The sequence below is a fragment of the Ruegeria discodermiae genome, assembly GCF_030758345.1.
Classification (GTDB): Bacteria; Pseudomonadota; Alphaproteobacteria; order Rhodobacterales; family Rhodobacteraceae; genus Ruegeria_C.
Genome location: NZ_JAVAMO010000004.1, coordinates 250650 through 275672 on the forward strand (window position 1 = coordinate 250650; position 25023 = coordinate 275672).

Annotated in this window: 26 protein-coding genes; 12 read left to right on the forward strand and 14 right to left on the reverse strand. The window is 59.9% G+C overall.

Annotated elements, in window-relative coordinates:
* Nucleotides 1-158 precede the first annotated feature (158 nt).
* Nucleotides 159-2369: a catalase/peroxidase HPI gene (katG, locus tag Q5Y75_RS12375; RefSeq protein WP_306197753.1), complete on the reverse strand. Its 2211-nt coding sequence runs from the start codon at nt 2367-2369 to the stop codon at nt 159-161.
* 208 nt (nt 2370-2577) lie between these two features.
* Here katG and Q5Y75_RS12380 point away from each other — a divergent pair, with 208 nt between their 5' ends.
* Both Q5Y75_RS12380 and Q5Y75_RS12385 read left to right on the forward strand, forming a co-directional pair.
* Entirely contained in the window at nt 2578-3477 is a 900-nt protein-coding gene (locus Q5Y75_RS12380) for a hydrogen peroxide-inducible genes activator (protein WP_306197755.1), read from the forward strand.
* Between the two features lie 25 nt (nt 3478-3502).
* The gene (locus Q5Y75_RS12385; RefSeq protein ID WP_306197757.1) at nt 3503-3838 is read left to right on the forward strand and encodes a DOPA 4,5-dioxygenase family protein; all 336 of its coding nucleotides are present in this window, start codon (nt 3503-3505) and stop codon (nt 3836-3838) included.
* A 154-nt stretch (nt 3839-3992) separates the two neighbouring features.
* Here Q5Y75_RS12385 and Q5Y75_RS12390 read toward each other — a convergent pair whose 3' ends face one another.
* Together Q5Y75_RS12390 and Q5Y75_RS12395 are read right to left on the reverse strand one after the other, a co-directional pair.
* Nucleotides 3993-4733, reverse strand: coding sequence for an SDR family oxidoreductase (locus Q5Y75_RS12390; RefSeq protein WP_306197759.1), 741 nt, complete (start codon nt 4731-4733; stop codon nt 3993-3995).
* Nucleotides 4734-4821: 88 nt separating this feature from the next.
* Entirely contained in the window at nt 4822-5751 is a 930-nt protein-coding gene (locus Q5Y75_RS12395; RefSeq protein WP_306197762.1) for a quinone oxidoreductase family protein, read from the reverse strand.
* A gap of 91 nt (nt 5752-5842) precedes the next feature.
* Here Q5Y75_RS12395 and Q5Y75_RS12400 point away from each other — a divergent pair, with 91 nt between their 5' ends.
* Nucleotides 5843-6679, forward strand: coding sequence for a LysR family transcriptional regulator (locus Q5Y75_RS12400; protein ID WP_306197764.1), 837 nt, complete (start codon nt 5843-5845; stop codon nt 6677-6679).
* A gap of 3 nt (nt 6680-6682) precedes the next feature.
* Here Q5Y75_RS12400 and Q5Y75_RS12405 read toward each other — a convergent pair whose 3' ends face one another.
* From Q5Y75_RS12405 to Q5Y75_RS12425, 5 genes are all read right to left on the reverse strand, one after another.
* Complete coding sequence (locus Q5Y75_RS12405) at nt 6683-7375, reverse strand: SDR family NAD(P)-dependent oxidoreductase (RefSeq protein ID WP_306197765.1); 693 nt, start codon at nt 7373-7375, stop codon at nt 6683-6685.
* A 10-nt stretch (nt 7376-7385) separates the two neighbouring features.
* Nucleotides 7386-7895: a nuclear transport factor 2 family protein gene (locus Q5Y75_RS12410; RefSeq protein ID WP_306197766.1), complete on the reverse strand. Its 510-nt coding sequence runs from the start codon at nt 7893-7895 to the stop codon at nt 7386-7388.
* 60 nt (nt 7896-7955) lie between these two features.
* Nucleotides 7956-8909, reverse strand: a complete 954-nt coding sequence (locus Q5Y75_RS12415; RefSeq protein ID WP_306197768.1) for an alpha/beta hydrolase — start codon at nt 8907-8909, stop codon at nt 7956-7958.
* Between the two features lie 112 nt (nt 8910-9021).
* The gene (locus Q5Y75_RS12420) at nt 9022-9909 is read right to left on the reverse strand and encodes an AraC family transcriptional regulator (RefSeq protein WP_306197770.1); all 888 of its coding nucleotides are present in this window, start codon (nt 9907-9909) and stop codon (nt 9022-9024) included.
* An 86-nt stretch (nt 9910-9995) separates the two neighbouring features.
* On the reverse strand, nt 9996-10892 hold the full coding sequence (locus tag Q5Y75_RS12425; RefSeq protein WP_306197771.1) for a LysR family transcriptional regulator: 897 nt from the start codon (nt 10890-10892) through the stop codon (nt 9996-9998).
* A gap of 141 nt (nt 10893-11033) precedes the next feature.
* Between Q5Y75_RS12425 and Q5Y75_RS12430 the strand changes: the two genes are divergently transcribed.
* Together Q5Y75_RS12430 and Q5Y75_RS12435 are read left to right on the forward strand one after the other, a co-directional pair.
* On the forward strand, nt 11034-11528 hold the full coding sequence (locus Q5Y75_RS12430; RefSeq protein WP_306197777.1) for a nuclear transport factor 2 family protein: 495 nt from the start codon (nt 11034-11036) through the stop codon (nt 11526-11528).
* Nucleotides 11529-11719: 191 nt separating this feature from the next.
* Entirely contained in the window at nt 11720-12322 is a 603-nt protein-coding gene (locus Q5Y75_RS12435; protein ID WP_306197778.1) for an NAD(P)H-dependent oxidoreductase, read from the forward strand.
* On the opposite strand, the gene Q5Y75_RS12440 is transcribed toward Q5Y75_RS12435, so the two are convergent.
* A complete protein-coding gene (locus tag Q5Y75_RS12440; protein ID WP_306197779.1) occupies nt 12315-12449 on the reverse strand; it encodes a hypothetical protein in 135 nt (44 codons plus the stop codon). The genes Q5Y75_RS12435 and Q5Y75_RS12440 overlap by 8 nt on opposite strands.
* A gap of 87 nt (nt 12450-12536) precedes the next feature.
* Between Q5Y75_RS12440 and Q5Y75_RS12445 the strand changes: the two genes are divergently transcribed.
* The gene (locus Q5Y75_RS12445) at nt 12537-13574 is read left to right on the forward strand and encodes an adenylate/guanylate cyclase domain-containing protein (protein ID WP_306197781.1); all 1038 of its coding nucleotides are present in this window, start codon (nt 12537-12539) and stop codon (nt 13572-13574) included.
* Nucleotides 13575-13975: 401 nt separating this feature from the next.
* Here the strand turns inward: Q5Y75_RS12445 and Q5Y75_RS12450 are convergent, their stop codons facing one another.
* Nucleotides 13976-15604: an acyl-CoA synthetase gene (locus Q5Y75_RS12450; RefSeq protein WP_306197782.1), complete on the reverse strand. Its 1629-nt coding sequence runs from the start codon at nt 15602-15604 to the stop codon at nt 13976-13978.
* A 231-nt stretch (nt 15605-15835) separates the two neighbouring features.
* Between Q5Y75_RS12450 and Q5Y75_RS12455 the strand changes: the two genes are divergently transcribed.
* The 3 genes from Q5Y75_RS12455 (at nt 15836) to Q5Y75_RS12465 (ending at nt 18459) form a co-directional block, all read left to right on the forward strand.
* On the forward strand, nt 15836-17227 hold the full coding sequence (locus tag Q5Y75_RS12455; protein WP_306197784.1) for an aminotransferase family protein: 1392 nt from the start codon (nt 15836-15838) through the stop codon (nt 17225-17227).
* Nucleotides 17228-17352: 125 nt separating this feature from the next.
* Nucleotides 17353-17814, forward strand: coding sequence for a hypothetical protein (locus Q5Y75_RS12460; RefSeq protein WP_306197786.1), 462 nt, complete (start codon nt 17353-17355; stop codon nt 17812-17814).
* Between the two features lie 54 nt (nt 17815-17868).
* Nucleotides 17869-18459, forward strand: a complete 591-nt coding sequence (locus Q5Y75_RS12465) for a GNAT family N-acetyltransferase (protein WP_306197788.1) — start codon at nt 17869-17871, stop codon at nt 18457-18459.
* A 10-nt stretch (nt 18460-18469) separates the two neighbouring features.
* On the opposite strand, the gene Q5Y75_RS12470 is transcribed toward Q5Y75_RS12465, so the two are convergent.
* A complete protein-coding gene (locus Q5Y75_RS12470; RefSeq protein ID WP_306197789.1) occupies nt 18470-19453 on the reverse strand; it encodes a quinone oxidoreductase family protein in 984 nt (327 codons plus the stop codon).
* 195 nt (nt 19454-19648) lie between these two features.
* Here Q5Y75_RS12470 and Q5Y75_RS12475 point away from each other — a divergent pair, with 195 nt between their 5' ends.
* Nucleotides 19649-20506: a DUF2189 domain-containing protein gene (locus tag Q5Y75_RS12475; protein ID WP_306197791.1), complete on the forward strand. Its 858-nt coding sequence runs from the start codon at nt 19649-19651 to the stop codon at nt 20504-20506.
* 42 nt (nt 20507-20548) lie between these two features.
* Here Q5Y75_RS12475 and Q5Y75_RS12480 read toward each other — a convergent pair whose 3' ends face one another.
* Both Q5Y75_RS12480 and Q5Y75_RS12485 read right to left on the reverse strand, forming a co-directional pair.
* Entirely contained in the window at nt 20549-21535 is a 987-nt protein-coding gene (locus Q5Y75_RS12480; RefSeq protein ID WP_306197792.1) for an NAD(P)H-quinone oxidoreductase, read from the reverse strand.
* Nucleotides 21536-21583: 48 nt separating this feature from the next.
* Nucleotides 21584-22288 (reverse strand): COQ9 family protein, encoded by a 705-nt coding sequence (locus Q5Y75_RS12485; protein ID WP_306197793.1) that lies wholly within the window; start codon nt 22286-22288, stop codon nt 21584-21586.
* Nucleotides 22289-22399: 111 nt separating this feature from the next.
* Between Q5Y75_RS12485 and rpsU the strand changes: the two genes are divergently transcribed.
* A complete protein-coding gene (gene rpsU / locus Q5Y75_RS12490; protein ID WP_005614280.1) occupies nt 22400-22606 on the forward strand; it encodes a 30S ribosomal protein S21 in 207 nt (68 codons plus the stop codon).
* Between the two features lie 203 nt (nt 22607-22809).
* Here the strand turns inward: rpsU and ppk2 are convergent, their stop codons facing one another.
* Nucleotides 22810-23700 (reverse strand): polyphosphate kinase 2, encoded by an 891-nt coding sequence (ppk2, locus tag Q5Y75_RS12495; RefSeq protein WP_306197968.1) that lies wholly within the window; start codon nt 23698-23700, stop codon nt 22810-22812.
* A 419-nt stretch (nt 23701-24119) separates the two neighbouring features.
* On the opposite strand from ppk2, the gene htpX reads away from it, so the two are divergent.
* Nucleotides 24120-24998 carry a zinc metalloprotease HtpX gene (gene htpX, locus Q5Y75_RS12500; protein ID WP_306197794.1) on the forward strand — a complete coding sequence of 293 codons (879 nt, stop codon included), beginning with the start codon at nt 24120-24122 and terminating at the stop codon, nt 24996-24998.
* Nucleotides 24999-25023: the final 25 nt, after the last annotated feature.

Consider the following 25023-nt stretch of genomic DNA (forward strand, 5'->3'; position numbering starts at 1 on the left):
GGGGTGGTGCCATAGATGATGCGAACGGAGCGGTAGCGGCTCAGATCCGCATTCAGGTCGAAACTACCCGCGCAATCAAACGCCCGCAGGCATAGCGCGAGGCACGAAAAAAGGCGCGCCGCTTCCGGCGCGCCCTGATGCGAGTGAGTGGCGCATCTTTAGGTCAGATCGAATCGATCCGCATTCATCACCTTGGTCCAGGCCGCGACGAAATCGCCAACAAAGCGCGCGCCGCCGTCATCCTGCGCATAGACCTCGGCCAAAGCCCGCAATTGCGAGTTGGAGCCAAAGACCAGATCAACCCGCGTGCCGGTCCATTTGACCGCGCCGCTCGCCCGGTCGTGACCTTCATAGAGACCGTCATCTGCCAGTTTCCACTCTGTGCCCATATCGACCAGATTGACGAAGAAATCGTTCGTCAGCTTGCCCGGCTGATCTGTAAAGACACCATGCGGTGCCCCATCGGCATTTGCACCCAGCACGCGCAGGCCACCCACCAGCGCCGTCATCTCGGGCGCGGTCAGTGTCAGCAGTTGCGCACGATCGACAAGCAGTTCCTCAGCCGAGACCGCGTATTCGGCCTTCTGGTAGTTCCGGAACCCGTCAGCGGCAGGTTCCATTACGGCAAAGGAATCCACATCGGTCTGCTCTTGCGAAGCGTCGGTGCGACCGGGGGCGAAGGGTACCTCGACCGCGTGACCGGCCTCTTTGGCGGCCTGTTCCACTGCGGCACCACCTGCCAGCACGATCAGATCGGCCAGCGACACTTTCTTGCCGCCGCTTGCAGAGTCGTTGAAGGCGGTCTGAATGCCCTCAAGCACGTCCAGCACACGGGCCAATTGTGCAGGCTGGTTGACCTCCCAGTCCTTTTGCGGGGCCAGACGGATGCGCGCGCCATTGGCACCGCCCCGCTTGTCCGACCCGCGGAAGGTCGAGGCCGACGCCCATGCGGTGGAGACCAGCTCCGATGTCGAGAGACCCGATCCGAGGATTTTCGCCTTCAAATCAGCCACATCCGCCGCATCAATCAGCGCGTGGTCCACCGCCGGAACGTTATCCTGCCAGAGCAGTTCCTCCGCCGGCACCTCGTCCCCGAGATAAAGCGCGCGCGGCCCCATATCGCGGTGGGTCAGCTTGAACCATGCGCGGGCAAAAGCGTCGGCGAACTCTTCGGGGTTCTCGTGGAAGCGGCGCGAGATCGGCTCATAGATTGGGTCCATGCGCAGCGACATATCCGCCGTGGTCATCATCGGCGCATGTTTCTTCGAGGGATCGAAGGCGTCGATGACCATATGTTCCTCGGCCACGTCCTGCGCCTGCCACTGGTTGGCACCAGCCGGGCTTTTGACCAGCTTCCACTCGTACCCGAAGAGCACGTCGAAATAGCCATTGTCCCAGGTGGTCGGGTTCGGTTTCCACGCGCCTTCGATGCCGCTGGTGGTGGTGTCACCCGCCTTGCCCGAGCCGTACTGATTGATCCAGCCCAGCCCCATATGTTCGATCGCGGCGCCTTCGGGCTCGGCCCCAACCAGATCGGGATTGCCCGCACCATGCGCCTTGCCGAAAGTATGGCCCCCGGCGACCAGCGCCACGGTTTCCTCATCATTCATCGCCATGCGCGCGAAGGTCTCGCGCACGTCACGGCCCGAAGCCACCGGGTCGGGATTGCCGTCAGGCCCTTCGGGGTTCACATAGATCAGGCCCATCTGCACGGCGGCCAGCGGGTTTTCCAGATCGCGCTCACCGGAATAGCGGCTGTTTTCCTTGTCGCTGGTGGCCAGCCACTCTTTCTCCGCACCCCAATAGATGTCTTCTTCGGGTTCCCAGATATCGGCGCGGCCACCGGCAAAGCCAAAGGTCTTGCCGCCCATGGATTCGATGGCGCAATTGCCCGCAAGGATCATCAGATCGGCCCAGGAGATCTTGTTGCCGTATTTCTGCTTGATCGGCCAGAGCAGGCGGCGCGCTTTGTCGAGGTTGCCGTTATCAGGCCAGGAGTTCAGCGGCGCAAAGCGCTGCGTGCCGGTCGAGCCGCCGCCGCGACCATCCGCGGTCCGGTAGGTGCCCGCGCTGTGCCAGGCCATGCGAATGAACAGACCGCCATAATGGCCATAATCGGCAGGCCACCAGTCCTGGCTGTCGGTCATCAGGGCATAGAGGTCCTGTTTGAGCGCCTTCAGGTCGAGTTTCTTGAACTCTTCGGCATAGTTGAACCCCTCGCCCATCGGGTCCGACAGGCTGGAATGCTGGTGCAGGACGCGCAGGTTAAGCTGGTTTGGCCACCAGTCCGAGTTCGATCTGCTGGCAAAGGTTGTATGTGCGTGCATCACCGGGCATTTGCCGGTGTTGTCGATGTCGTTGCCGTCCATCTAAAGTCTCCGATCGTGGCTGCGTTATGTAACTCTGTCTGCGCAAGACTCCGATGCGCCCGGTTCCCGTCCAGTGGCGTGGACCGCCCGTAGCCTGGGCATATCAACCGGATTCGCATCATCCTCCCCGTAGCTGATGACGGAATGCTAGCAAAACCTTAGAATTGTTTTAAGTTGCATTTTCCGATTGTGGCGATAATTTTTAGTTATGGCAAATCTGACGCTCCGGCAGTTGCGATATTTTCAGGCGCTGTCGCGGCACGCGCATTTCGGACGTGCCGCAGATGCCTGCGCGATCTCGCAACCCGCCCTATCCGTGCAGATCAAGGAGTTGGAGGAAAACCTTGGCGTTCAACTGTTTGAACGTAGCGCGCGACATGTGCGGCTGACCAGCTTTGGTGAGGAGTTCGCCCTGCGCGTTCGCGACATCCTGCGTTCGGTGGATGAGCTGGCGGATATGGCGCGCGCCTCTCAAGCAGAGTTGGCGGGCCGGTTGCGCATCGGGGTCATTCCGACCATCGCCCCCTATCTGCTGCCATCCCTTGTCGGCGCGCTGACCCGAACCCATCCGGGACTCGATCTGCACATTCGCGAGACGCTGACATCCAAGCTGCTGGAGGAGGTCACCGAAGGCCGTCTGGACACCGCCATCGTGGCGCTCCCGGTGTCAGAGTCCGCTTTCACCGAGGTGGAGCTTTTTGCCGAGGATTTCGTCCTGATCCGGCCGGAGGCGGACGCGGGCAAACCGACACCCAGCGGCGAGTCTTTGCGCAAGATGCGCCTGCTGCTGCTGGAAGAGGGGCATTGTTTTCGCGACCAGGCGCTGTCCTTCTGCAACATCCAATCGGCGGTGCCGCGCGAGGGGCTGGATGGCAGTTCGCTGTCAACGCTGGTCCAGATGGTCGGCGCCGGGATCGGCGTCACGCTGATCCCGGAAATGGCGGTTCCGGTGGAAACCCGTTCAGCCGCCGTATCCGTCGCACGCTTCGACGCCCCCCGCCCCTCGCGCACCATCGGAATGATCTGGCGCAAGACCAGCCCGATTGCCGGTCAGTTGCGGGTGATTTCCGAATGTGTTCGCGAAGCCGGGATGGAACAGCTAGCGTGATCAGGCACAGATCAGGGAAACTCAAATGTCACAGATCACCAGCTTCCATGCCCATGTCTATTTCGACGAGGCCACGCAGGATGTGGCCCAGCAGGTCTGCGAAGAGGCCGCAAAGCTCTTTCCGGTCGAAATGGGCCGGATGCATGCCAAACCCGTCGGCCCGCATCCGCGATGGAGCTGCCAATTGGCCTTTGCGCCCGAGGTCTTCGATCAGGTGATCCCCTGGCTGATGCTGAACCGGCAGGGGCTGACGGTGTTCACCCATCCCGAAACCGGAGACCATCTGGCAGACCATCGCGACCGCGCGATCTGGATGGGTGAGATGCTGGATTTGAACCTATCGATATTTGACAAGCTCTGAGCACCCAAGCGGTTTCGGAACCGCTTGGACAAGGCCGTTGCAAAGGTGTGAAGGGCCATAGGGTGTGAACCCTATGGCCAGCACTTTGACACTGATTGAAAGTGAGATTGTTTTTTCGCGCGTTGTGTCCTCTACGTTGGATTTGGGTTGGGCATCAATCACGCACAAGGTGGCCGCCATCTACATCCAGCACGGTGCCGGTCAGGAACTCGTTTGTCATTGCCATGATGACAGCTTGCGCAACGTCCTGCGCCTCCCCAACCCGTCCGACAGGCAGTCTGCCGCCAACTTGCGCGTACATGTCTTCGCGCGCCGCATCCGGCATTGCCGCATAGGCTTCGGTTGCAACCATGCCAGGGCTGATGCAGTTCACCCGCGCGCGACCGGACAGTTCCAGCGCCAGCCCCTTCGCCAGTGCCTCAACCGCCGCGTTTACTGCGCCAAGACCTGTGGCGCCGGCAGATGGGCGGCGGCTGAGCACGCCGGAAAAGAGCGTGATAGACCCGCCGTTGCTCAACACAGGCAACACTTCGCGCGCAGCTACATAGGGGCCGAGGAACTTAGCCTCGACCATGTCGCGCAGATCGTCTGTGGGCAGATCCATGAACGCCCCATGCGCAGCGCTTGAGGCAGTGATCACCAGATGATCCACCGGTCCCAGCCCTCCGACCCAGGATTTAACGTCGGCTTCCTGGGTCGTATCCACAGGCGCGGCCTTCACCCCGCCCCCAATTTCGTCCGCTGCGGCCTGTAACTTGGCCGGATTGCGGCTGGCGATCGTGACCTTTGCGCCAAGGGCGGCGGCCATCTTTGCGGTGGCCTTCCCCATGCCACTGCTGCCGCCGACGATGACGAGATGTTTGCCCTTCAGGGCAGTCTCAAAAACCGTGCTCATTGCTATGGTTCCTTTTTTGTCGGGTCGGTCAATCAATGCTCAGTACAAGCTTGCCGGTGGTTTCTCCTGCTTCCGGACGGCGATGCGCCTAGGCGGCTTCGGCAATGGGTAGGGTGGCAATCTGCGGGGTCAGAACGCCGGTCTCTAGCAGGTCGAACACCGTGGCCATATCCGCGCTGAACCCATCGGGGCGGTTGAGGAAATAGGTATAGATGTCGCTGACCCGCACTGAGACCGATTTCTGAAAATGCTTCGCTAGATCTTCAGCAAAGCCACCTGCGGGCGGACCAGCTATGAACCCGAACAGGACTGCCGTACCAAGCGGAGCCAGCACGTCGAGGTCGGATTTCAACGACTCGCCCGAGATCGGGTTCAGCGTCAGATCCACGCCGCGCTCGTCGGTAATTTCCATCACCCGTGCGGTGACATCCTCGGTGCGATAGTCGATCACGTGATCGGCGCCTTGATCTTTGGCGTACCCGACCTTGTTGGTGCTGGTCGAAGCGATCACAGTCATGCCCAGATGTTTGGCGATCTGCAGGGCCATAGTACCGACGCCCCCCGCAGCCGCATGAACCAGCACGGATTTACCCGCCCCGCCCAGATTGACCAGCATATGATAGGCCGTCATTGCGTTGACCGGGATGGCGGCTGCGATGTCAAAGCTGATCGGGTCGGCCAGCCGGGTAACATAGGGCGCTCCGATCACAGAATGGGTGCCATAACCGCCCGCACCGATTGGCCCTATCCACGCCACGCGGTCACCCAAGGAAAAACCGTCTACACCCTCGCCCAGCGCTTCGACGATTCCGGCCCCCTCAACACCCGGCACATGAGGCAGATCGGGCATCATCCCTTCGGGCATTTCGCCCCTGCGGATGACCGTGTCGATAAAGTTGACCGCCCCGGCATGGTTGCGGATCAGGATTTGCCCGCCACCGGGCTGCGGAATTGTCCGGTCGGTTTTGCTCAGAACGTCCGGCCCGCCGGTCTGAGTGATTTCAATTGCGTAGGGCATGGTGTGTCTCCTTCTGTTGAGCAGAAGGTAGCGGTTGCATACTTACGTGATAATAGTTGATTTTGAGATATATTATCTCATAAATAGGATTATGATCTATAACGACCTTGCTCTGTTTACTGTCGTCGCCAACCACCTCAGCTTTTCCAAGGCTGCAGACCGCTTGGGCATACCGCTCAGCCGGATCAGCCGCAGGGTAGCTGAGTTAGAGGGCCATCTGGGCACCAAGCTGTTTGAGCGCACGACCCGCCAGGTTCGCCTGACCGAAGAGGGTCGGCGCCTTCTGGATCGCTGTCAGAACCCGATTGAAGCGCTGCAGGGAGTTGTTGGGTTTGCAGACGATACCAGACGTCAAAGCATCCGCGTTACCGCGCCACCACTGGCCGCCCGCACAACAATAGGCCCCCGACTGCTGGATTTTGCGGAACAGAATCCGGATGTGGAACTTGAGCTGACCACAACAAATGTCATGCTGGACTTCTTTCGTGATAATATTGATCTAGCCTTCCGGGTCGGCCCATTGACGGATTCCAGCCTTGTCGCAAAACGGCTCTGGTCGGTTCCCTACTGCTTTTGCGCCGGTTTGGGTTTGATCCAGGAACGCGGGCTGAACGCTTCGGTCCCGCGCCAGGATTTTCTGGCCTTGCCCGCACTGATATCTGGTCAGCCCTGGGTACTTGAAACCGGCGAAGTGCTGCACCCAAAGCATATCGCGCACAGCTTAACCGACCTTGATGTCATTGCGCAGGCCGCCCGCCGGGACTTGGGCGTAGCAATGCTGCCTCTGGATATGATGGGTGGCGATTTGCAACGGCTTGACGTCACGGACACCATGCCGCTGACGCGGGACATGTTCGCCGTTTATCCCAGCCGTCGCCTCTTGCCCGCACGGATCAGGAGACTGATTGATTTCATGTCGCCCGGGTAAGGCCTACCACTCAATCGCAACACCGTCGCGAAAGAACCCTCCGGTCGGGCCGCTATTCGGCAGGGTTGCAGCCCAGACGACACCTTTGGCGCCTTCGGATACGGGGCGTCCGCCGCCGCCCATATCGGTGGCGACCCATCCGGGGCACACTGCATTGACGAGGATGCTTTGGGGTTTCAGTTCCGCAGCAGTCTTGATGGTCAGCGCATTCAATGCTGCTTTGGAAATACCGTAACCGGGCGTACCCGCTGACATACCGGTCAATGCCCCTGCCCCAGAAGACACGTTGACGATCCGGGCGTTCTCACCGCGTTGGAGCAACGGATTTGCCGCAATCGTTGTTGCCCAAGGACCAAAGAAGTTGGTGTCGAACGCGCGTCGTACGCGCTCAAGATCAGCATGATAGGCCCGCTGATCCGTATCGTAATCCGCCCCCGCGTTGTTCACCAAGACATCAAGACGCCCGAACGCAGCTTCAATTTGCGCGAAGGCCGCTGCAACAGAGGTCTGATCGGACGCATCCAGTTGCACGGCTTGCGCCCCATACCCGATCTCATCCGCAGCAGCCCGCCCTTTTGCCAGATCGCGCGCACCTACAAGAACTTTCATCCCATGGTCTCGCGCCAATTGGCGGGAAACTTCCTTGCCGATGCCGCGATTGGCTCCGGTCACGAGCGCGATGCGTTGGCTGGTCATGGTTTTTCTCTCAATTCGCCTCGGCAGCGCGCTGGCCAGCAATCGTCACAAGACCACGGTCGCCGGTTTCCCAGAGTGCAGTCATGGTCATCGAGGTGACAACCCAGCGGTCGTCTGATTTTTCCAACGCATAGTCATAGCGGCCGCCCAGAACCCACAAGCCATCATCAAGGCGATGGGTCGCCGTGAAATCGGCCTGCGCTGTGGCGGTGTTCCCTGAAAGTGAGGTGATCGTATGGTTGGTTACCATATGGTGCGTATTGTCGAATCCAGGCAAGAAGGCGGACCACCCCGCCACCAGATCATTGGCGGGTTGCGTTGCTGGTTCTCCACCCCAAAGGCTGGTGTAATCAATGGTCACGTCGTCAGCAAACGCACCTCGTACACGAGCCCAGTCATGACGATCAGCGCCAGCGGCGATATCCGTGATTGTGGTCGAGATACCGGTCTGTTCCTCGGCAAATGCTGCGGTTCCAATCATGGCAACGGCCGCAAGGGTGGATGTGAGTTTTCTCTGCATGGGGAGGCTCCGATAGAGTGAGGAGGGACGCCGAATAGTACTCCGGCGTCCGGACAAGGCTTAGTTCTTCAGGCCAGCGCGGAAGTGGTCGGCCACGGTGTCTGCGGCGCGGGTGACATCCTCGGGATTGTCGTAGAAATCGAACTGAGTGACGTCTTCCAGCCATTGCGCCGTCGCTTCACCCGCGTACCCGGCCAGGAAAGTCTGCACGCCCTGTGGGATCGCCGCACTTTCCGAATGAACGATGGCCAGAGGTTTGTCCAAACGCTGTGGGTTGTCGGCGGGGTGATAAGTCAGCCACCCTTCCCAGCCTGCGTTGTTCCACTTGTCGTCATATTCCGGGATCGCGCCACGGTCGGCCTCGTAATAATACCCACCAATGGGCATCAGGACACCTTCGGCACCTTCGGGGCCCGCGGCGGGAATGATCTGACCGCCCGCAGCCTCGGCGGCATGCGAAACCTTGATCAGCCCCGCGACGCCTTCGGCACCTCCATAGACCGCCTCGACAATCTCGGCGTTTTGCAGCCAGGGCGCGACCAACCCCAGACGCTGAACCAGCGGGTTGCCGGACACAGCGTCAACCATGTACCCGGCCGAGGCGCAAATCCCCAGGCCGTTGATCTGATCGGTGTCCACTTCGGGCAGGGTTGCGACGAACGCGATCGCGGCCTTGATGTCCGAGGTCTTGGCCGCGGGGCTTTCAACAAAACGCACTTTGTTTGGCAGATCACCTGATTTCCCCCAACCACGAAAGTCGAAGGTGAAGGCGGCAAAGCCCCGTTCGGCCATTTCGCGGGCATAATTGGCAGGCATCTGCTCCTGAACTGAGGTCCAGGCCCCAGTTACCACAACCGTCGGCAGCGGTGCCTCCCCACGCTCTTCCGGCAGATAAAGCGTGCCGGACAGGACGGAGCCTTCGTTTTCAAAGGTTACGGTGCGGGTTTCGACCTGCGCGACGGCGGCGGTCGAGGCCATCAACGCGGCGGCAGTATTCAGAGCGAGGGTCTTCATGGCGGTATCTCCCAAAGTCATGCTGATTGGGCGCAAGCCCGATGACCAAGAGATACGGGGATTGGACCGGCCAGACTTGCACCGGACTGCCGCGTTTTTGAATGATCCTGCTTCAGGCGTTGATCGTGGCGCGGTATGCGCGCGGGGTTTGACCGACCACCTGTTTAAAGCTGCGTGTGAAATGCGCCTGATCGGAGAAGCCACAGGCAAAGGCTATGTCGCCAAGCGGACGGGCGGCATCCTCCATCATCTTCATTGCCTGTTCGATCCGGAAGGCCATGACATACTGCATGGGGGTCGAACCCAGTGTCTCTTTGAACACCCGCGCGAAATGCGAAGGGCTCATACCGGCCTCGGACGCCATCTGATCAACAGTGATGGTCTGATCCAAACGGTTCTGCACATAGGCCAGAACGCGCTGGTAGTGCTGAGACGTAAAGCGCGCAGACAGCTCGACCTCTTCGGTGCGGCGTTTGCCGTATTTCTGCAGCAGCTTGACCAGAAACACCCGGCTCATGGCCTCGAACATGACAACCGAGGACATATCGTCGGTTTCAAGCGCATCGCGCAGAATAACACCGGCGGCACACAAATCAGGATCAGAAAACTGGGGGAGGTCGTGGAACTGTTCCGGTGCCAGCAGCATCCCAAGCTCGGCCTGTGCAAAGTGCTGAACCTTGCCCGGATGCAGGGTAATGACGATCACGTCGGACTGCCCGTACCACTGCCAGCCCGATCGCATCCCTGCAGGGGTCACGATGACCTCGTCCTTGCGAAAGATGAAATCCCTTAGTTGACCATCCCGCCAGTTCTTCACGCGGTGGCCGTTCTGCTGCAGGTTCAAAAGGACATGATGCTCTGAAAATACGTCCTCGGGCATCCGGTCCGGTTCGGCCCGAAAGTACCGGACAGACATCAGCCCCGCTGCCGAGGGGCGCTGCATCGCGTCGCTGTTGAGCAGCGGTTCCGATGGGTAGATGTCTTCGTACTTTAAGGGCAATCACAGGCTCCGGTTGGGGATATGGTCAGATTTGCAGCTATCGGCTGGGCAGACAACGCCGGAAGTGGACAGTTGAGCGGTCTCGATCAGGGCAGGTCTTGGGTCTTTATGTGCTGGATGAACAGCCTGAGAGGCACCATGGATCTGTATTCCCGCGGAAAATACAGGAATATACCGGGTGTCTGACCAAGGTGGGCCTCCAGGACCGAGCTCAGATCACCCGCGCGAATGTCATCGGAGACATAGGCCCGAAAAGTATAAGCCAGACCCAACCCCTGTTTGGCCAGACCGACCGACGCAGGCAGAATGTTCGTGGTCAGAGTGCCCTGCACATCGACAGAATAGTCGCCCTCGTCCGACTGAAAATCCCATGGCGCGATGTGGCCCGAAGACTGAAACCTGTAGCGGATACAGTTATGCTGCAGCAGGTCACGCGGGGTTTCAGGCGTCCCGTGCAGGGACAGGTAATCCGGGCTTGCCACCACAGCAACCGGCAACGGCTGCGTCAACCGCACCGCAACCATGTCCTGCGCGATGCGATCCCCCAGGCGAAACCCGGCATGGAGTTCCTCGCTCAGAATGTCCGACAGCGCATCGGTCAGTGACAGTTCCAACTTGATCTCGGGGTATTCGGCGCAAAAGCTCTTGAGGATTGGGCTGACAAACAGGTGGTAGACAAATTCCGGCATCGCCAGTTTCAGCGTCCCCCGCGCGACGTGGCCGGTGGTACGTGCGCTTTCGACCGCCTCAGAGAGTTGATCGAACGCCGGGCCTGCACCACGGATCAGGGCGCGCCCGGCCTCGGTCAGGCTGATCGACCGCGTGGTTCGAACGAACAGCGCGGTGCCAAGCCGTTCTTCCAGCGTTTTCAGCTGATGGCTGACGGTCGATGGCTTGAGGCCCAACGCCTCAGCCGCTGCCCGCAATGACCCGTGGCGCGCGATGGCGGTGAAGACTTCAAGCGTTGCAAGTGGCAGGCGCATCATATCCTCAGACTTCCTTATTATTCGATGTTATACATGAAAGAAGTGCGATTAGGGTGAATTATCACCATCCAGAAAGATTATTATGTTCACCGCATCGACGCCCGGAAGGCTGTCGTGAAATTTCTAGGAGGACACAAAATGAAAGCCCTAACCAAAGTTGCTGCCCTCACCGCCACTCTGATCGCAGGACAGACCACCATGGCCGCATCCCCCGAAGACAACATCAAAGTCGTACAGGATTTCTTTGCCGCCTATGGCGCGAACGATCTGGACGGTATCGCCGCCGTAATGGACGAGAACGTCGAGTGGCACATCCCCGGTCGCCATCCGCTGTCCGGCACCAAAACCGGTCGTGCCGAGGTACTCGCCTTTTTTGAACAACTGGGCGTCGCCGGTTTTCAGGCCGACCCGATCTATTTCGGAGCGGATGAGACCCATGTGGTCGATATCCACCGCGGCTGGTCGAATGCCGAGGGCAAGCCGAATGTCGATACCACATGGGCGCTGGTCTATCGGATCGAAGACGGCAAGATCGTCGAAGCGACCAACCTCTCCGCCGATCAGGACGCGGCAAACACGTTCTTCTGGTCGCAATACGATCTGGCCCCGGTGCCGGAACGGCTGGCCAAGTAACCCATCGACCGAGCATCACGTCAGCAAGATCGCCCCCCCCGATGCTACACAAATCGAAGTTTTGTTCCGTGCCAAAACCGTTGCAGGAAGAGCCTCGAAGACCGTGCGCAAGAGAATTGGCGCTTTGGCACCCGACCCGATGCCCCCCCAATCACCTTCTATTCCGCAAAATTCCCGCAAGAGGTCGACAGATGAAAACCCTCGTTCTTACCGCCCACCCGGACCTGATCAGTTCACGTATCAACAGCGCATGGTTTCAGGCGCTCTCGGGTGCAACTGATGTGACCACCCGCGATCTGACCACCATCGGCGGCCCCGAAATGCGCTTTGACATTGAGGCCGAGCAAGCCCTGCTGTTGGCCCATGACCGGATCGTATTCCAGTTTCCGTTCTATTGGTATTCCGCGCCGCCGGTCATGAAAGCCTGGATGGATCAGGTCCTGAGCTATGGCTTTGCCTATGGCCCGGGCGGTGATCGTCTGAAGGGGCGGGAGCTTTTGATCCTTGTCTCGACCGGTGGACCCGAGCACAGCTATCATGCGGGTGGGTACAACAACTTTTCAATGGCGGAGTTTCTGAAACCGTTCCAGCAGACGGCAATCCTGGCCGGTATGACCTATCTGCGGCCGTTTGTGGCGCATGGTATGGCCTTGGCGGCCCAGGAGCAGATTGACGAAACCGTGCCGCACATGCTGGCTTGTCTGAGCGATCCAGAGCTGGACCCAAAGGTCAGACAAGCGCGACTGCTCAAGCAGTTGGAGGATGATCCGACCCTCGCGGCAGCGGTCAGCTGACGTCTTCCAGTCTCGCGTCTAAACGAAAGCGGGTCTGCGGGGTGCGTTCAGGGCCGATGATGGGTAGAATACCGGCGCGGAAGCAGACTGTGAGATTGCCGTGGCCGATATTGATCACCTGAACCATTGGCTGATTTCCGAAGGCAGATTGCTTGGTGATGAGACACAAACCGTCCGAGGCTATTGCGAAGGTCTGGTGCAGCTTGGGGTTCCCTTGTCCCGCGCGCGGATTGCGCAGAACTACTCTAACCCATTGCTCAGTGCCTGGGGCATCATCTGGACACCTGAAGAGACACATCGCTACACGGTACCGACAACGGTTCTGGCAACCAGCGCGTGGCATGGCAGCCCTTTTGAGTATGTCGTCACTCAGCGGCGTCCCTTGCGCAAACGCCTGACCAACCTCGACCTCAAGACGGAACACCCGGTCTATGCCGAGCTAGCCGAAACAGGTGCCACCGACTTTCTGGCCATCCCTCTGGAGCATGGCAACGGATCAGTTCAGGGCACCAGTTTCACCTCGAGTGCGGCCGCAGGATTTTCAGACGAGCACATCCGATATATCGAAGACACGCGATATGCACTTGCTGCGGCGTTGGAGCCTATCGCGATGCGCCATTCGCAAAAGAGCCTTCTGCAAACCTATCTGGGTCACGGTCCCGCCGAACAAGTGGGTCAGGGGCACATAAAGCGCGGAGAACACAGGACAGTTTCCGCCGCTATCCTGTTTGCGGATCTCCGTGGCTTTACCGAGAAAGCCTCCGCCTGGCCCGAAGCCGACTTGCTTAGCATGATGGGTGAGTATTTCGAAATGGTGGTGACGCCCATTCAGGATAAGGGTGGTGACGTTCTCAAATTCATGGGGGACGGCATACTTGCTGTTTTCGATATTGATGACGACGCGCAAGCATCCTGCAGAGCTGCCATCAAAGCGGCACATCAAGCCTTGGCCAACCTGCGCGACTATAACGATACAGCCGGCGACAAAGGCAAAGAGGCAATCGAATTTGTAATCGGCATTGATTTTGGTCGCGTCACATTTGGCAACATCGGCAGCCCCGATCGCTTGGATTTCACAGTCGTCGGTCAGGCCGTCAACGTCGCCAGTCGCCTTCAGGGATTGTGCAAGAAGCTGGACGAAAAGATACTGGTGACACAGAGCGTCGCAAAACGAATGACGAGTGATGTGCAGTCAACCGGCTATCATTCCGTCCGCGGTTTGCCTGAGGAGATCGAAGTTTTTAGAGTCTGAAAGAAACTCTTCCGAAGCGAACTGTTCGTTAAACGTGGTTGTTTTGACCGTACCGATGGCATGAGTTTACCTTTCGCGCGGGGCCGTCGGGTACATCAGCATTTGCCTACATGTCGACGCTTGAGACTGTGTCGCTGAATATGGCTGAAATAGAGGTCTGCCTCCGGTGACATTGGACTGTTGCATCAGTCCCCCAGAGCAGGACCGCAGCCCGCCCACGGTGTTTTTCGCCACCGGTGCTAGGCGCCCAAAGCGATGGTAGGGGCGTTGACATCGAACAGCAGGTTTGTTGCGTCCTGTTGCCGGTCTAAGCTGCACCAGAGATCGGCAGGTTTCGTAGGAATCTGAACCTCGCAGGCAAACTATCTGGCATTTCACATAAGGCCCTGGCGGCACCGCGCCTAAAGCGCGCGGGCCCGGTCCCGCAGCAGGAATTTCTGGATCTTGCCGGTGGAGGTCTTGGGCAGAACACCAAACACCACCGTTTTCGGCGCCTTGAAATGGGCCATGTTGTCCCGGCAGTGGGTGATCAGGCCTGCCTCATCCACCTCTGCCCCCGGTTTGAGTTCCACAAAGGCGCAGGGGGTCTCGCCCCATTTCTCGTCAGGGCGCGCCACGACCGCCGCTTCAAGCACCGCAGGGTGTTTGTAGAGTATATCCTCAACCTCGACCGATGAGATATTCTCGCCGCCCGAGATGATGATGTCCTTGGAGCGATCCTTGAGCGCGATATAGCCGTCAGGGTGCATGACCCCCAGATCGCCCGAGGCAAACCAGCCGCCACGGAACGCCTTGTCCGTGGCATCCGCGTTCTTGAGATACCCTTTCATCACGATATTGCCCTGCATAAAGATCTCGCCCATCGTCTCGCCATCCGCCGGGACCGGCTCCATCGTTTCCTGATCGGCCACCATCAGGCCGGACAAAGCCACGTATTTCACGCCCTGCCGAACCTTCAGAGCGGCGCGTTCCTCACCCGAGCGCGTATTCCATTCGTCTTTCCACGCACAGACCACCGAGGGGCCATAGGTCTCGGTCAGCCCATAGACATGGGTCACCTCGATCCCAATTGCCTCCATCTTTTCGATCACGGTGGCGGGCGGCGGCGCGCCTGCTGTCATGACCTTGATCGCATGGTCGAACTGTTTCAGCGCATCCGGCGCATTGGCCAGCATGTTCAGCACGATAGGCGCGCCGCAGAAATGGGTGACCTGATGGTCGCGAAACGCCCGGAACACGGCCTCGTCCCGCACCGCGCGCAGACAAACGGAGGTGCCCGCATTTGCCGCCATGGTCCATGGAAAACACCAGCCATTGCAGTGAAACATCGGCAGGGTCCACAGGTAGACCGGATGCTGCGGCATCCCCCATGTCAGAATGTTCGAGGTCGCGTTCAACGCCGCACCGCGATGGTGATAGACCACCCCTTTAGGGTTACCCGTCGTGCCGGACGTATAGTTGAGCGAGATCGCGTCCCACTCATCCCCCGGCAGCGACCAGTCGAACTCCGGATCGCCCTCGGCCAGCAGGGCGTCATAGGTCATCGCGCCGATGGGTTCAGCGCTCTCGAAACTGGGATCGACAATGTCCACCACCAGCAGGCCCGGCAGATTCACCTGTTTCAGCGCTTCGCTGACAACGCCCGAAAACTCGGGATCGACCAGTAGCACCTGTGCCTCGGCATGACCGAGAATGAACGCGATGACAGCCGCATCCAGTCGCGTGTTGATCGTGTTGAGTACCGCGCCCGCCATCGGCACGCCAAAATGCGCCTCATACATCTCGGGTATATTCGCCGCGATGATCGAGACGGTATCCCCCTTGCCGATCCCGCGTTGCGCCAGCGCGCTTGCCAGGCTACGACACCGGGCATAGGTCTCGGCCCAGTGATAGCGCCGCTCGCCATAGATGACAGACGGGTGGTCCGGATAGACGGTGGCGCTGCGTTCGAGATAGCTCAACGGTGACAGGGGTGTGAAATTCGCACCGCACTTGCCAAGGTGCTGATCATAGATATTTACCTGCGACATGTGCGCTCCTCCGCTTCACGGCATGATAATGCCCAGAATGGCGCTACATGAAAATCCCTAACCATTGTATCGGCTTGCAACCGGGCAAGCCTAATTTGGCTATAAACCACCCTTCATTCTGGCCCTATCGGTCCCTTTCGTTTTGGCGTTTCTGGATGGGTAGGACATCGCAACGCCGCCGGGGTCCCTTGATCGATCCGGCGCGCGCAGACATAGCAGAAAGGACATGTCATGGACGGCACGTTCAACGAAAACGACCTGAGCCGTGTGGTCGAAGCCGACCGCGCCCATATCTGGCACCATCTGATTCAGCATAAACCCTTTGAAACAAACGATCCGCGCATCATTGTCGAAGGCAAGGGCATGCGCGTCTGGGACCAGAAGGGCAAGGAACATCTGGATGCGGTATCCGGCGGGGTCTGGACCGTGAATGTGGGCTATGGACGCGAATCGATCGCCAAGGCTGTCTATGACCAGCTGATGAAGCTGTGTTATTTCGCCAATTCCGCAGGCTCAATTCCGGGCTCGATCTTTGCCGAAAAGTTGATTGAAAAGATGCCGGGCATGAGCCGGGTCTACTATACCAACTCCGGTTCCGAGGCGAATGAGAAAGCATTCAAGCTGGTGCGCCAGATTGCGCATAAGCGCTATGGTGGCAAGAAGACCAAAATCCTCTATCGCGACCGCGACTATCATGGCTCGACGCTGGCGACGATGTCGGCAGGCGGTCAGGACGAGCGCACCGTACAATACGGCCCCTTCGCCCCCGATTTCGTGCGGGTGCCCCATTGCATGGAATACCGCAAGCACGAGTTGGACGGCGCGCCTGAAGAGAGCTTTGGCGAGTGGGCGGCAGATCAGATCGAAGAGGTCATCCTGCGCGAAGGCCCCGACACCGTCGGTGCGCTCTGCCTGGAACCGGTGACCGCCGGTGGCGGCGTAATTGAGGCACCCGAGGGCTATTGGCAGCGCGTGCAGGAAATCTGCAAGAAATACGATGTGCTGCTGCATATCGACGAGGTCGTCTGCGGCGTGGGCCGGACCGGCACCTGGTTCGGCTATCAGCAATACGGCATCAAACCCGATTTCGTGACCATGGCCAAGGGCGTAGCCTCGGGCTATGCGGCCATTGCCTGCATGGTGACCACCGAGGAGGTGTTCAACATGTTCAAGGATGATGTCGAAGACCCGCTGAACTATTTCCGCGACATCTCGACCTTTGGCGGCTGCACCGCGGGTCCCGCGGCGGCGATCGAAAATATGCGCATCATCGAGGACGAGAACCTGCTGGACAACTGCGCTGCGATGGGCAACCGGATGACGGCCAACCTGCAGGCGCTGATGGAAAAGCACAAGGTCATCGGTGACGTACGCGGCAAGGGCCTGTTCCTGGGCGCTGAACTGGTTGCGGACCGGTCCACAAAGAAACCGGTGGACGAGAAACTGGCGCAGGCAGTTGTGGCGGACTGCATGGCACAGGGTGTGATCATCGGCGTCACCAACCGCTCGATCCCCAGCCGCAACAACACGCTCTGCTTCTCGCCCGCGCTGATCGCAACGGCGGATGATATCGACCAGATCACCGATGCGGTCGATGGCGCGCTGGGGCGTGTCTTTGGCTGATCTGCCATGAATTGACGATGAAAACCGGCGCACACCGCGCCGGTTTTTTTGTGCGCTCAGCAGATTGCCAAATGGCTGAACTTGGCTAGCCTGACGCCAACACAACCAATGCAGGAGATCGCCCCATGATACGCAACCTTTTCCGCGGCCTGGCTGCAGTTCTCGTACTTGCGCTCAGCATCCCGGCCAGCGCGGATGAGGGGGAGGGTTTCCCGCAGATCGTGGGTACCTGGACCGGCACCTATCTGGTGGCCTTTGCCAAATCGAACCCGAACCACGAAAAGGGTCTTTTGCGCACGGAAATGGAGCTTGAGATCACCAAGCTCGACGGCAACCTCATCACCGCCACCAACCGATGGCGCCGGATCGGGGATAGCGAATGGATTGTCGAGGAGGCGATGGGCACGTTCAGCCTCGATGATCCGACCCGTTTCGTGCTCGCCGAGGCCGGGATTTCGGGTGAGGACGTGTCATCGGGGATCTTCAACGGGGTGTATCTGGATGACGTGCTGATGATCACCTATGCCGGTCCGGGCACCGGCGTGGCCTTTGCCGCGCAACTGGTAAAAAAGGACAGCGACAAGTAGGTCCGGCACCTGCATCACCCGCCGCGCCAGCTGTTTATCTGAGGGATTTCCGCCATGTGGGCTAAGCCCGTTACTCTGACCGGTACGCATGTCTCGGTCGCCCCCCTATCGCAGGACCATGCCGCAGACCTGACGCAGGCAGCGGCAGATGGGGATTTGCACCGGCTCTGGTACACGTCGGTTCCCGCCCCCGAGGCGGTGGCGGATGAGATCACCCGTCGCCTGTCGCTGCTGGGGGCGGGCAGCATGGTGCCCTTCGCCATTCTGGATCCAGGCGGAAAGGCAGTTGGAATGACCAGCTACATGCATATCGACCACGCCAATCGTCGGCTTGAGATAGGCTCGACCTGGTACCGCAAATCGGTGCAGCGCGGCCCGATGAACAGCGAATGCAAATTGCTGCTGCTGACCCACGCGTTCGAGACGCTCGATGCCATCGCGGTCGAGTTCCGAACCCATTTCATGAACCACCAGAGCCGCCGCGCTATCGAACGGCTGGGGGCCATGCTGGACGGGGTGTTACGGTCTCATATGATCATGCCCGATGGCAGCCTGCGCGATACGGCGGTTTATTCGATCACCGCGGCGGAGTGGCCCGCCGTCCGGTCCAACCTGCGCTGGAAGCTGGAACAGCCGCGCGAATAAACCCCGCGCGTCAGACCTCCAATATGGTGCTGCCGGTTGTTTGGCGCGCCTCAAGCGCGCGATGGGCATCCGCCACCCGCTCCAGTGGGAAACGCTGGTCGATACGGATCTGGATGTCGCCCTTGGTTACCTTGCCAAACAGATGTTGCGCCATGTCCTGACAGGCGGTGGCATCGGCAGTATGGGTGAACAGGGTTGGCCGCGTGATCTTGAGCGATCCGCGCTGCGCCAGCATCGCCAGTCCAAAAGGCGGCACCGGCCCCGAGGCATTGCCGAAGGAAATCATCATGCCCAGCGGTTTCAGCGAGTCGAGCGAGCCGACAAAGGTATCCGCCCCGATTGAATCCATCACCACATCGACCCCTGCCCCATCGGTCAACTCGCGCACTTTGCTGGCAAAGTCCTCGCTACGGTAGTTGATGCATTGGCTCGCCCCATGATGCAGCGCCAGCTCGCATTTCTCGTCTGATCCGGCGGTACCGATCAGCTGGATACCTTCGGATCGCGCCCATTGGCAGGCAATCAACCCGACCCCGCCTGCCGCCGCATGAAACAGCACGGTATCGCCCCGTTTGAGCGGTGTGGTTCGGTGGAACAGATATTCGACCGTCATCCCCTTTAGCATCATCGCCGCCCCCTGATCGAACCCGATGGCAGCGGGCAGCAGGCAGACCTGCGCGGCAGGCATCACCCGCGCCTCGGCATAGGCGCCGGGCGGGGCTGCGGCATAAGCCGCGCGATCACCGGGTTTCAGGTGGGTTACACCGGTCCCAACCGCCTCGATCACGCCGGCGGCCTCCATGCCCAGCGCATGCGGCAGTTCCAGCGGATAAAGCCCCATGCGCTGATAGACGTCGATGAAGTTCAGCCCGCAGGCATGATGGCGGATACGGATCTCGCCCGGGCCGGGCGCTACGACGTCACGGTCTTCGATGCGCAGCATCTCGGGGCCGCCGGTCTCATGGATCACGATGGTGCGGGCGGTCTGTGACATCTTCGCCTCCTTCTGGCTGTTGCGGGCAGGCTAACAGGCAACAGTCAAAGGGCAAGCGCGTCCTCGCCAAGCCGTGACCGGCAGCGCGCGCAACCTATGCTATACTGAGAGCAGCTGTCGCGGACTGACCGAGTCTGATGCGATTGTCGGACTTCTTGGGCGCGGCGCATTCGCACTGCCAAGGAAGGATACGCCATGGCGAAAACAATCGGAAATCCAATCAGCTGGGCCGCGCAAAGTCTGAGCAGTACCGGCGATCACATGGGCGAGGCCATTTCAGGTCTGGGCGGCGAGGCCAAGGCCGAGTTGCCGATGGTTCAGGTCCTCACGATGAGCGATATCGCCGCCTGCCTGCGGGCCGGATATGACGATTTCATTACTACCCGCGCCGATGCGATCTTTGCCATCGTGGTCTACCCGATCGCGGGGCTGATCCTGTTCGGGATGGGTATGCAGATGAACCTCGTGCCGCTGCTTGCGCCGCTGGTGCTGGGCTTTGCGCTGGTCGGTCCCGCCGCAGCGGTGGGGCTTTATGAGATCAGCCGCAGACGCGAAGCCGGTGAGGACGCGCATTGGCGCCATGCCTTCAGCGTGTTCCGCTCGCCCGCCTTCGGGTCGATCTTTGTGCTGGCCGCCTATCTGACCATGCTGCTGCTGGTCTGGCTGATGGCCGCGCAAAGCATCTATGCCGCCACGCTGGGGCCCGAACCTCCGGCCTCGATCATGAGCTTCGTCACGGCTCTTTTTACCACACCCGCAGGCTGGGCCCTGATCATAGCAGGCAACGCGGCGGGCCTTCTGTTTGCCATCGTGGCATTGGCGATGAGCGTGGTCAGCTTCCCGCTGCTGCTTGAACGCAAGGTCGGGGTGCCGATTGCGGTGGTCACCTCGGTCCGGGTGCTACGCCGCAATCCCGGCGTCATCATCACCTGGGGCGCAATGGTTGCAGCACTGCTGGTTCTGGGATCGATCCCGTTCATGCTGGGGCTGATCGTGGTGCTGCCGGTGCTGGGTCATGCCACATGGCATCTCTACCGGCGGGCCGTGGCCTAGAGCATCGCGCGGATACCACGCGATGCTCTGTCCATTTGCGTGCTAGCCGCCGACGTTCAGGACGATCTTGCCAATATGGTCCGACGCCTCCATCCGCGCATGGGCCTGCGCCGCGTCGGCCAGATCAAAACTGCTATCCATGACCGGGCCAATGCGCCCGGCCTCCAGCAGCGGCCAGACTGCCTCGCGCAGGTTCTGCGCGATCTGCGCCTTGGCTAGATCGCTTTGCGGGCGCAGCGTGCTACCGGTCAGCGTCAGGCGCTTGACCATCATCATCGCAAAGTTCAGCTCGACCACCGGACCTTGCAGAAAGGCGATCTGCACTAGTCGCCCATCATTGGCCAGCGCCTTGACGTTGCGGGGAATATAGTCGCCCCCCACCATGTCGAGGATCAGATCGGCCCCGCCCTCAGCTTTCATCGCCTTGACGAAATCTTCTTCGCGATAGTTGATCGCCCGTTCCGCACCCAGATCGGTACAGGCCTTGCATTTCGCCTCGGACCCGGCGGTGGCAAAGACCCGCGCGCCAAGCGCATTGGCAAGCTGGATCGCGGTTGTACCGATCCCGCTGGAGCCGCCATGGACCAGAAACCGCTCTCCGGCCTTCAGGCCACCACGGGTAAACACGTTGGACCACACGGTAAAGAAGGTCTCGGGCAAACACGCCGCTTCTTTCATTCCCATCCCCTTCGGCACAGGCAGGCAATGTGCGGCGGGGGTTGCAACATATTCGGCATAGCCGCCACCGGGCAGCAGCGCACAGACCTGATCACCGATCGCCAACGAGGTGACGCCCGCGCCCAGCGCCACAACCTCGCCCGAAGCTTCCAGCCCCGGCAGATCGCTGGCACCCGGTGGCGGGTCATAGGCCCCAGCCCGCTGCAGCGCGTCCGGCCGGTTCACCCCGGCATAGGCAACCTTGAGCACCACTTGGCCCTGATCCGGTTCGGGCATGGGGCGCTCGACAAGGGTCAGCACCTCGGGGCCGCCGGGTTGGGAAATTTCGACGGCACGCATCATTTGGGTCATTCTTTAGGGGTCCTTATTGTTCAATGAGTTGGCGGCGGGCAGCGTGGCTCAGGGTCTGGGGCGCAACATACCCGGTAGATCAACACGCGGCGCCCGGACGGGCGCACGGATCTGTTTTGACAGCCAGTTCGGTCCGATCAGCAGCGGCTTCAGCAGTGGATTGCCATTGACCTGTGCCTTGACCTTCTCGATGAGCATCACGTCGTCGATCCGGCGGGCCAGAAAGGTCCAGCTTGCACTGTTGCCGTCCGAATCGTCGCCCATCCAGAACAGCAGGGTCGAGGAATAGACCCCCGACAGGATGGCGCGTTTGGAGTACCAGTTGAAATCATCCGACGTGTCGCCCAGCGCGGTCCAGATCTGGTCGCAGGTGTTCCACACCGCCCGCGCGCCTTCGGCCGCCAAATGCGGCAGCGCGAACAGGGTCAGGCCACGGCGCACCGCCTCGCGTTCATTCGGCCCGCTCACGGCCTCCAGCCGGTAACGCACGGCCAGCGCCACGCGATCGCGGTACTTCAGCGCGTTCAGGTCGGTTTCTTCAAGGCGTTTGAGCATGATGGCATCACCGCGCTGATGAAAGGCCAATGCCAGATCGACCGCCCCGCGCGGGCAGGCGGCCTCGGCCACAGTCCGGTCCAACCCGGTATCCGTGATCGCTGCGTCAAAGCAGGTGGAGGACCAGCCGTCAAAGGGAACATGCTCAAGGGCTGCATCCAGAAGCTGGTCGCGCACTGTCTCATAAGGCATTGTCATGGCGTAACTCCTTTGTCTGACCCACTACTAGACAAGATAGCAGCGCTTTGCTATATCGCCACTTCCTGCAATTTCCTTGCAACTCATATCTAGAAAGGTGGTGACAACCACATGCAGGTTAGTGTTCGCGACAACAATGTCGATCAGGCGCTCCGCGCCCTGAAGAAGAAGCTGCAGCGCGAAGGCGTATTCCGCGAAATGAAGCTCAAGCAACATTTCGAGAAACCGTCCGAGAAGAAAGCGCGCGAGAAGGCAGAAGCGATCCGTCGTGCCCGTAAGCTGGCACGTAAAAAAGCCCAGCGCGAAGGTCTGCTCTGATCCCTTCCCGTCCAGCTTTGGACGACACTATTTGACGACCCCCGAGGCATCGCCCGGGGGTTTGTCGTTTTAAGGGCGAGTTTCGGGACCAAGGCCCGGTTTTAAAGCAGAAATCGGTAAATCTGAATCATCCAACGCCGCCTGAAATCAAATATTTCAACGCGTTAGGTGATGCTCATGGTTCAGATTAAACCGATTTCGCTCTAGTAGATTTTCGGGACATAGAGCTCGTCCGGCAGGACCTGGCGCTCGTATTCTGGGTTGTATTTGCGATCCGGCAGCGTGACTTTTTCGCTGGGGACATCCTCATAGGGGATTTGCGACAGCAGATGCTCGATGCAATTGAGCCGCTCGCGTTTCTTGTCATTGCCTTCGACGATATACCAGGGCGCCTCGGGGATGTTGGTGCGTGCGAACATCTCTTCCTTGGCCTTGGTATAATCCTCCCAGCGGATGCGGGATTCCAAATCCATCGGGCTCAGCTTCCACTGCTTCATCGGGTCGTGGATGCGCATGAGGAATCGCAATTGCTGCTCTTCATCGGTGATCGAGAACCAGTATTTCAGCAGGATGATACCGGACCGTTTCAACATCCGTTCGAATTCGGGAACGTCCTGAAAGAACTGTTCGACCTGATCTTCGGTAGCAAAGCCCATCACCCGCTCGACCCCAGCGCGGTTATACCAGGATCGGTCGAACAGCACGATCTCGCCGCCTGAGGGCAGATGTGGCACGTAGCGCTGGAAATACCACTGGCTCTGTTCCCGGCGCGAGGGCGCGGGCAAAGCAACGACACGCGCAACGCGCGGGTTCAAGCGCTGGGTGATACGTTTGATCACGCCACCCTTGCCAGCCGAGTCCCGCCCTTCCATCAGGATCAACACCTTGGAATTGGTGTGCTGCACCCAGTCCTGCAGCTTGATCAGTTCAGATTGCAGCCGCAACAGGTTGCGGAAATAGACCCTGCGGTCGAGCATGCCGGGGTGCTGCGATTTGTAGAGCTTGCGGATCTCCATCGACAGCATGGGTTCGCTGAATTCGATCTCGAAATCCTCGTCCAGCGTATCCTCCAACTCGGCCTCAAGCCATTTCATGCCCAGGTCTTCGGAATCGTCGGTCAAGGTCAGCTCCTTCATTCGGTTCACAATCGGATTTATGCCATATCCGGCGTGTGTAAATCTCTGATGTCGGTCAAATCGGGGCGAACACCCGGTTCCGAACGCGACATACTCGCCCGCCGCTTTGGGCGAGGCAAGCCCCTTGCACGGCACAATCGACCTATCCTGCGGGAAAGCTGCGTGTTGCGGCGCGGAAAGCGGCACCTCTTTCAGAGACTCCGTTCCGCTTGCCGACCCCTACGCCCTGGCAGCTCTAACGCCATGGTGGCCGTTTAAAAGTCACGTTGCGAGCCCTCGCCTCAAGGGTTCCGCAGCATGAGTTTGCCTCGACGATCATTGTCGTCGCAAAAGGCACATCCTATATGCGCGGCAACAGGTTTTGGAGGCCAAATCGGATGGTGCGTACATTTGTTCTTATGGCCGCTATGACGGCTTTCGTGGGTGTCATCGGGCTTATGCTGGGCGGTGAGGTGGGTCTTATCATCGCGCTCGGGCTGGCCTTTGCGATGAACTTCTTCTCCTACTGGAATTCGGACAAAGCCGTCCTGCGCATGCATGGTGCGCGGCGCGTTGATGCGCGCTCGGCACCGGAACTGTGGAAGATGACCGAGGCGATGACCCGGCAGGCCGGTATGCCCATGCCCGCGCTCTACATCATGGAAACCGAGCAGCCCAACGCCTTTGCGACCGGGCGTAACCCGGAGAATGCCGCTGTCGCCGTCACGCGGGGTCTGATGAGCAACATGAGTCGCGAAGAAGTTGCGGGTGTCGTGGCCCATGAGCTCGCACATATCAAGAACCGCGATACGCTCACGATGACCATCACCGCTACGCTGGCCGGGGCGGTGTCGATGCTGGCGAATTTCGCGCTTTTCTTTGGCGGCGGACGCGACCGGCCTTTGGGTATTGTTGGAACCATCGCGATGATGATCCTTGCGCCCCTGGCCGCGGGCATGGTGCAGATGGCGATCAGCCGGGTGCGTGAGTATGAGGCGGATGCCGAAGGAGCGGCGATCTGCGGCAATCCAGACTGGTTGGCCTCTGCGCTCGCCCGCTTGGGCCGTCTCTCTGGCCGGATTGACAATATCGCCGCCGAGCGCAACCCGGCGACCGCGCATATGTTCATCGTTAACCCGCTTCACATGCAGGCGGTGGATAGCCTTTTTGCAACGCACCCGCCGATCGAGAAACGCATCGCGAAGCTGCGGGCGCTCGGTGGCACCAGAGAGCAAAGAGGCAGCGCTCAACCGCCGAAAAGTGGTCCTTGGGGCTAGTTGAAACAGGCGTGATAGATTACTA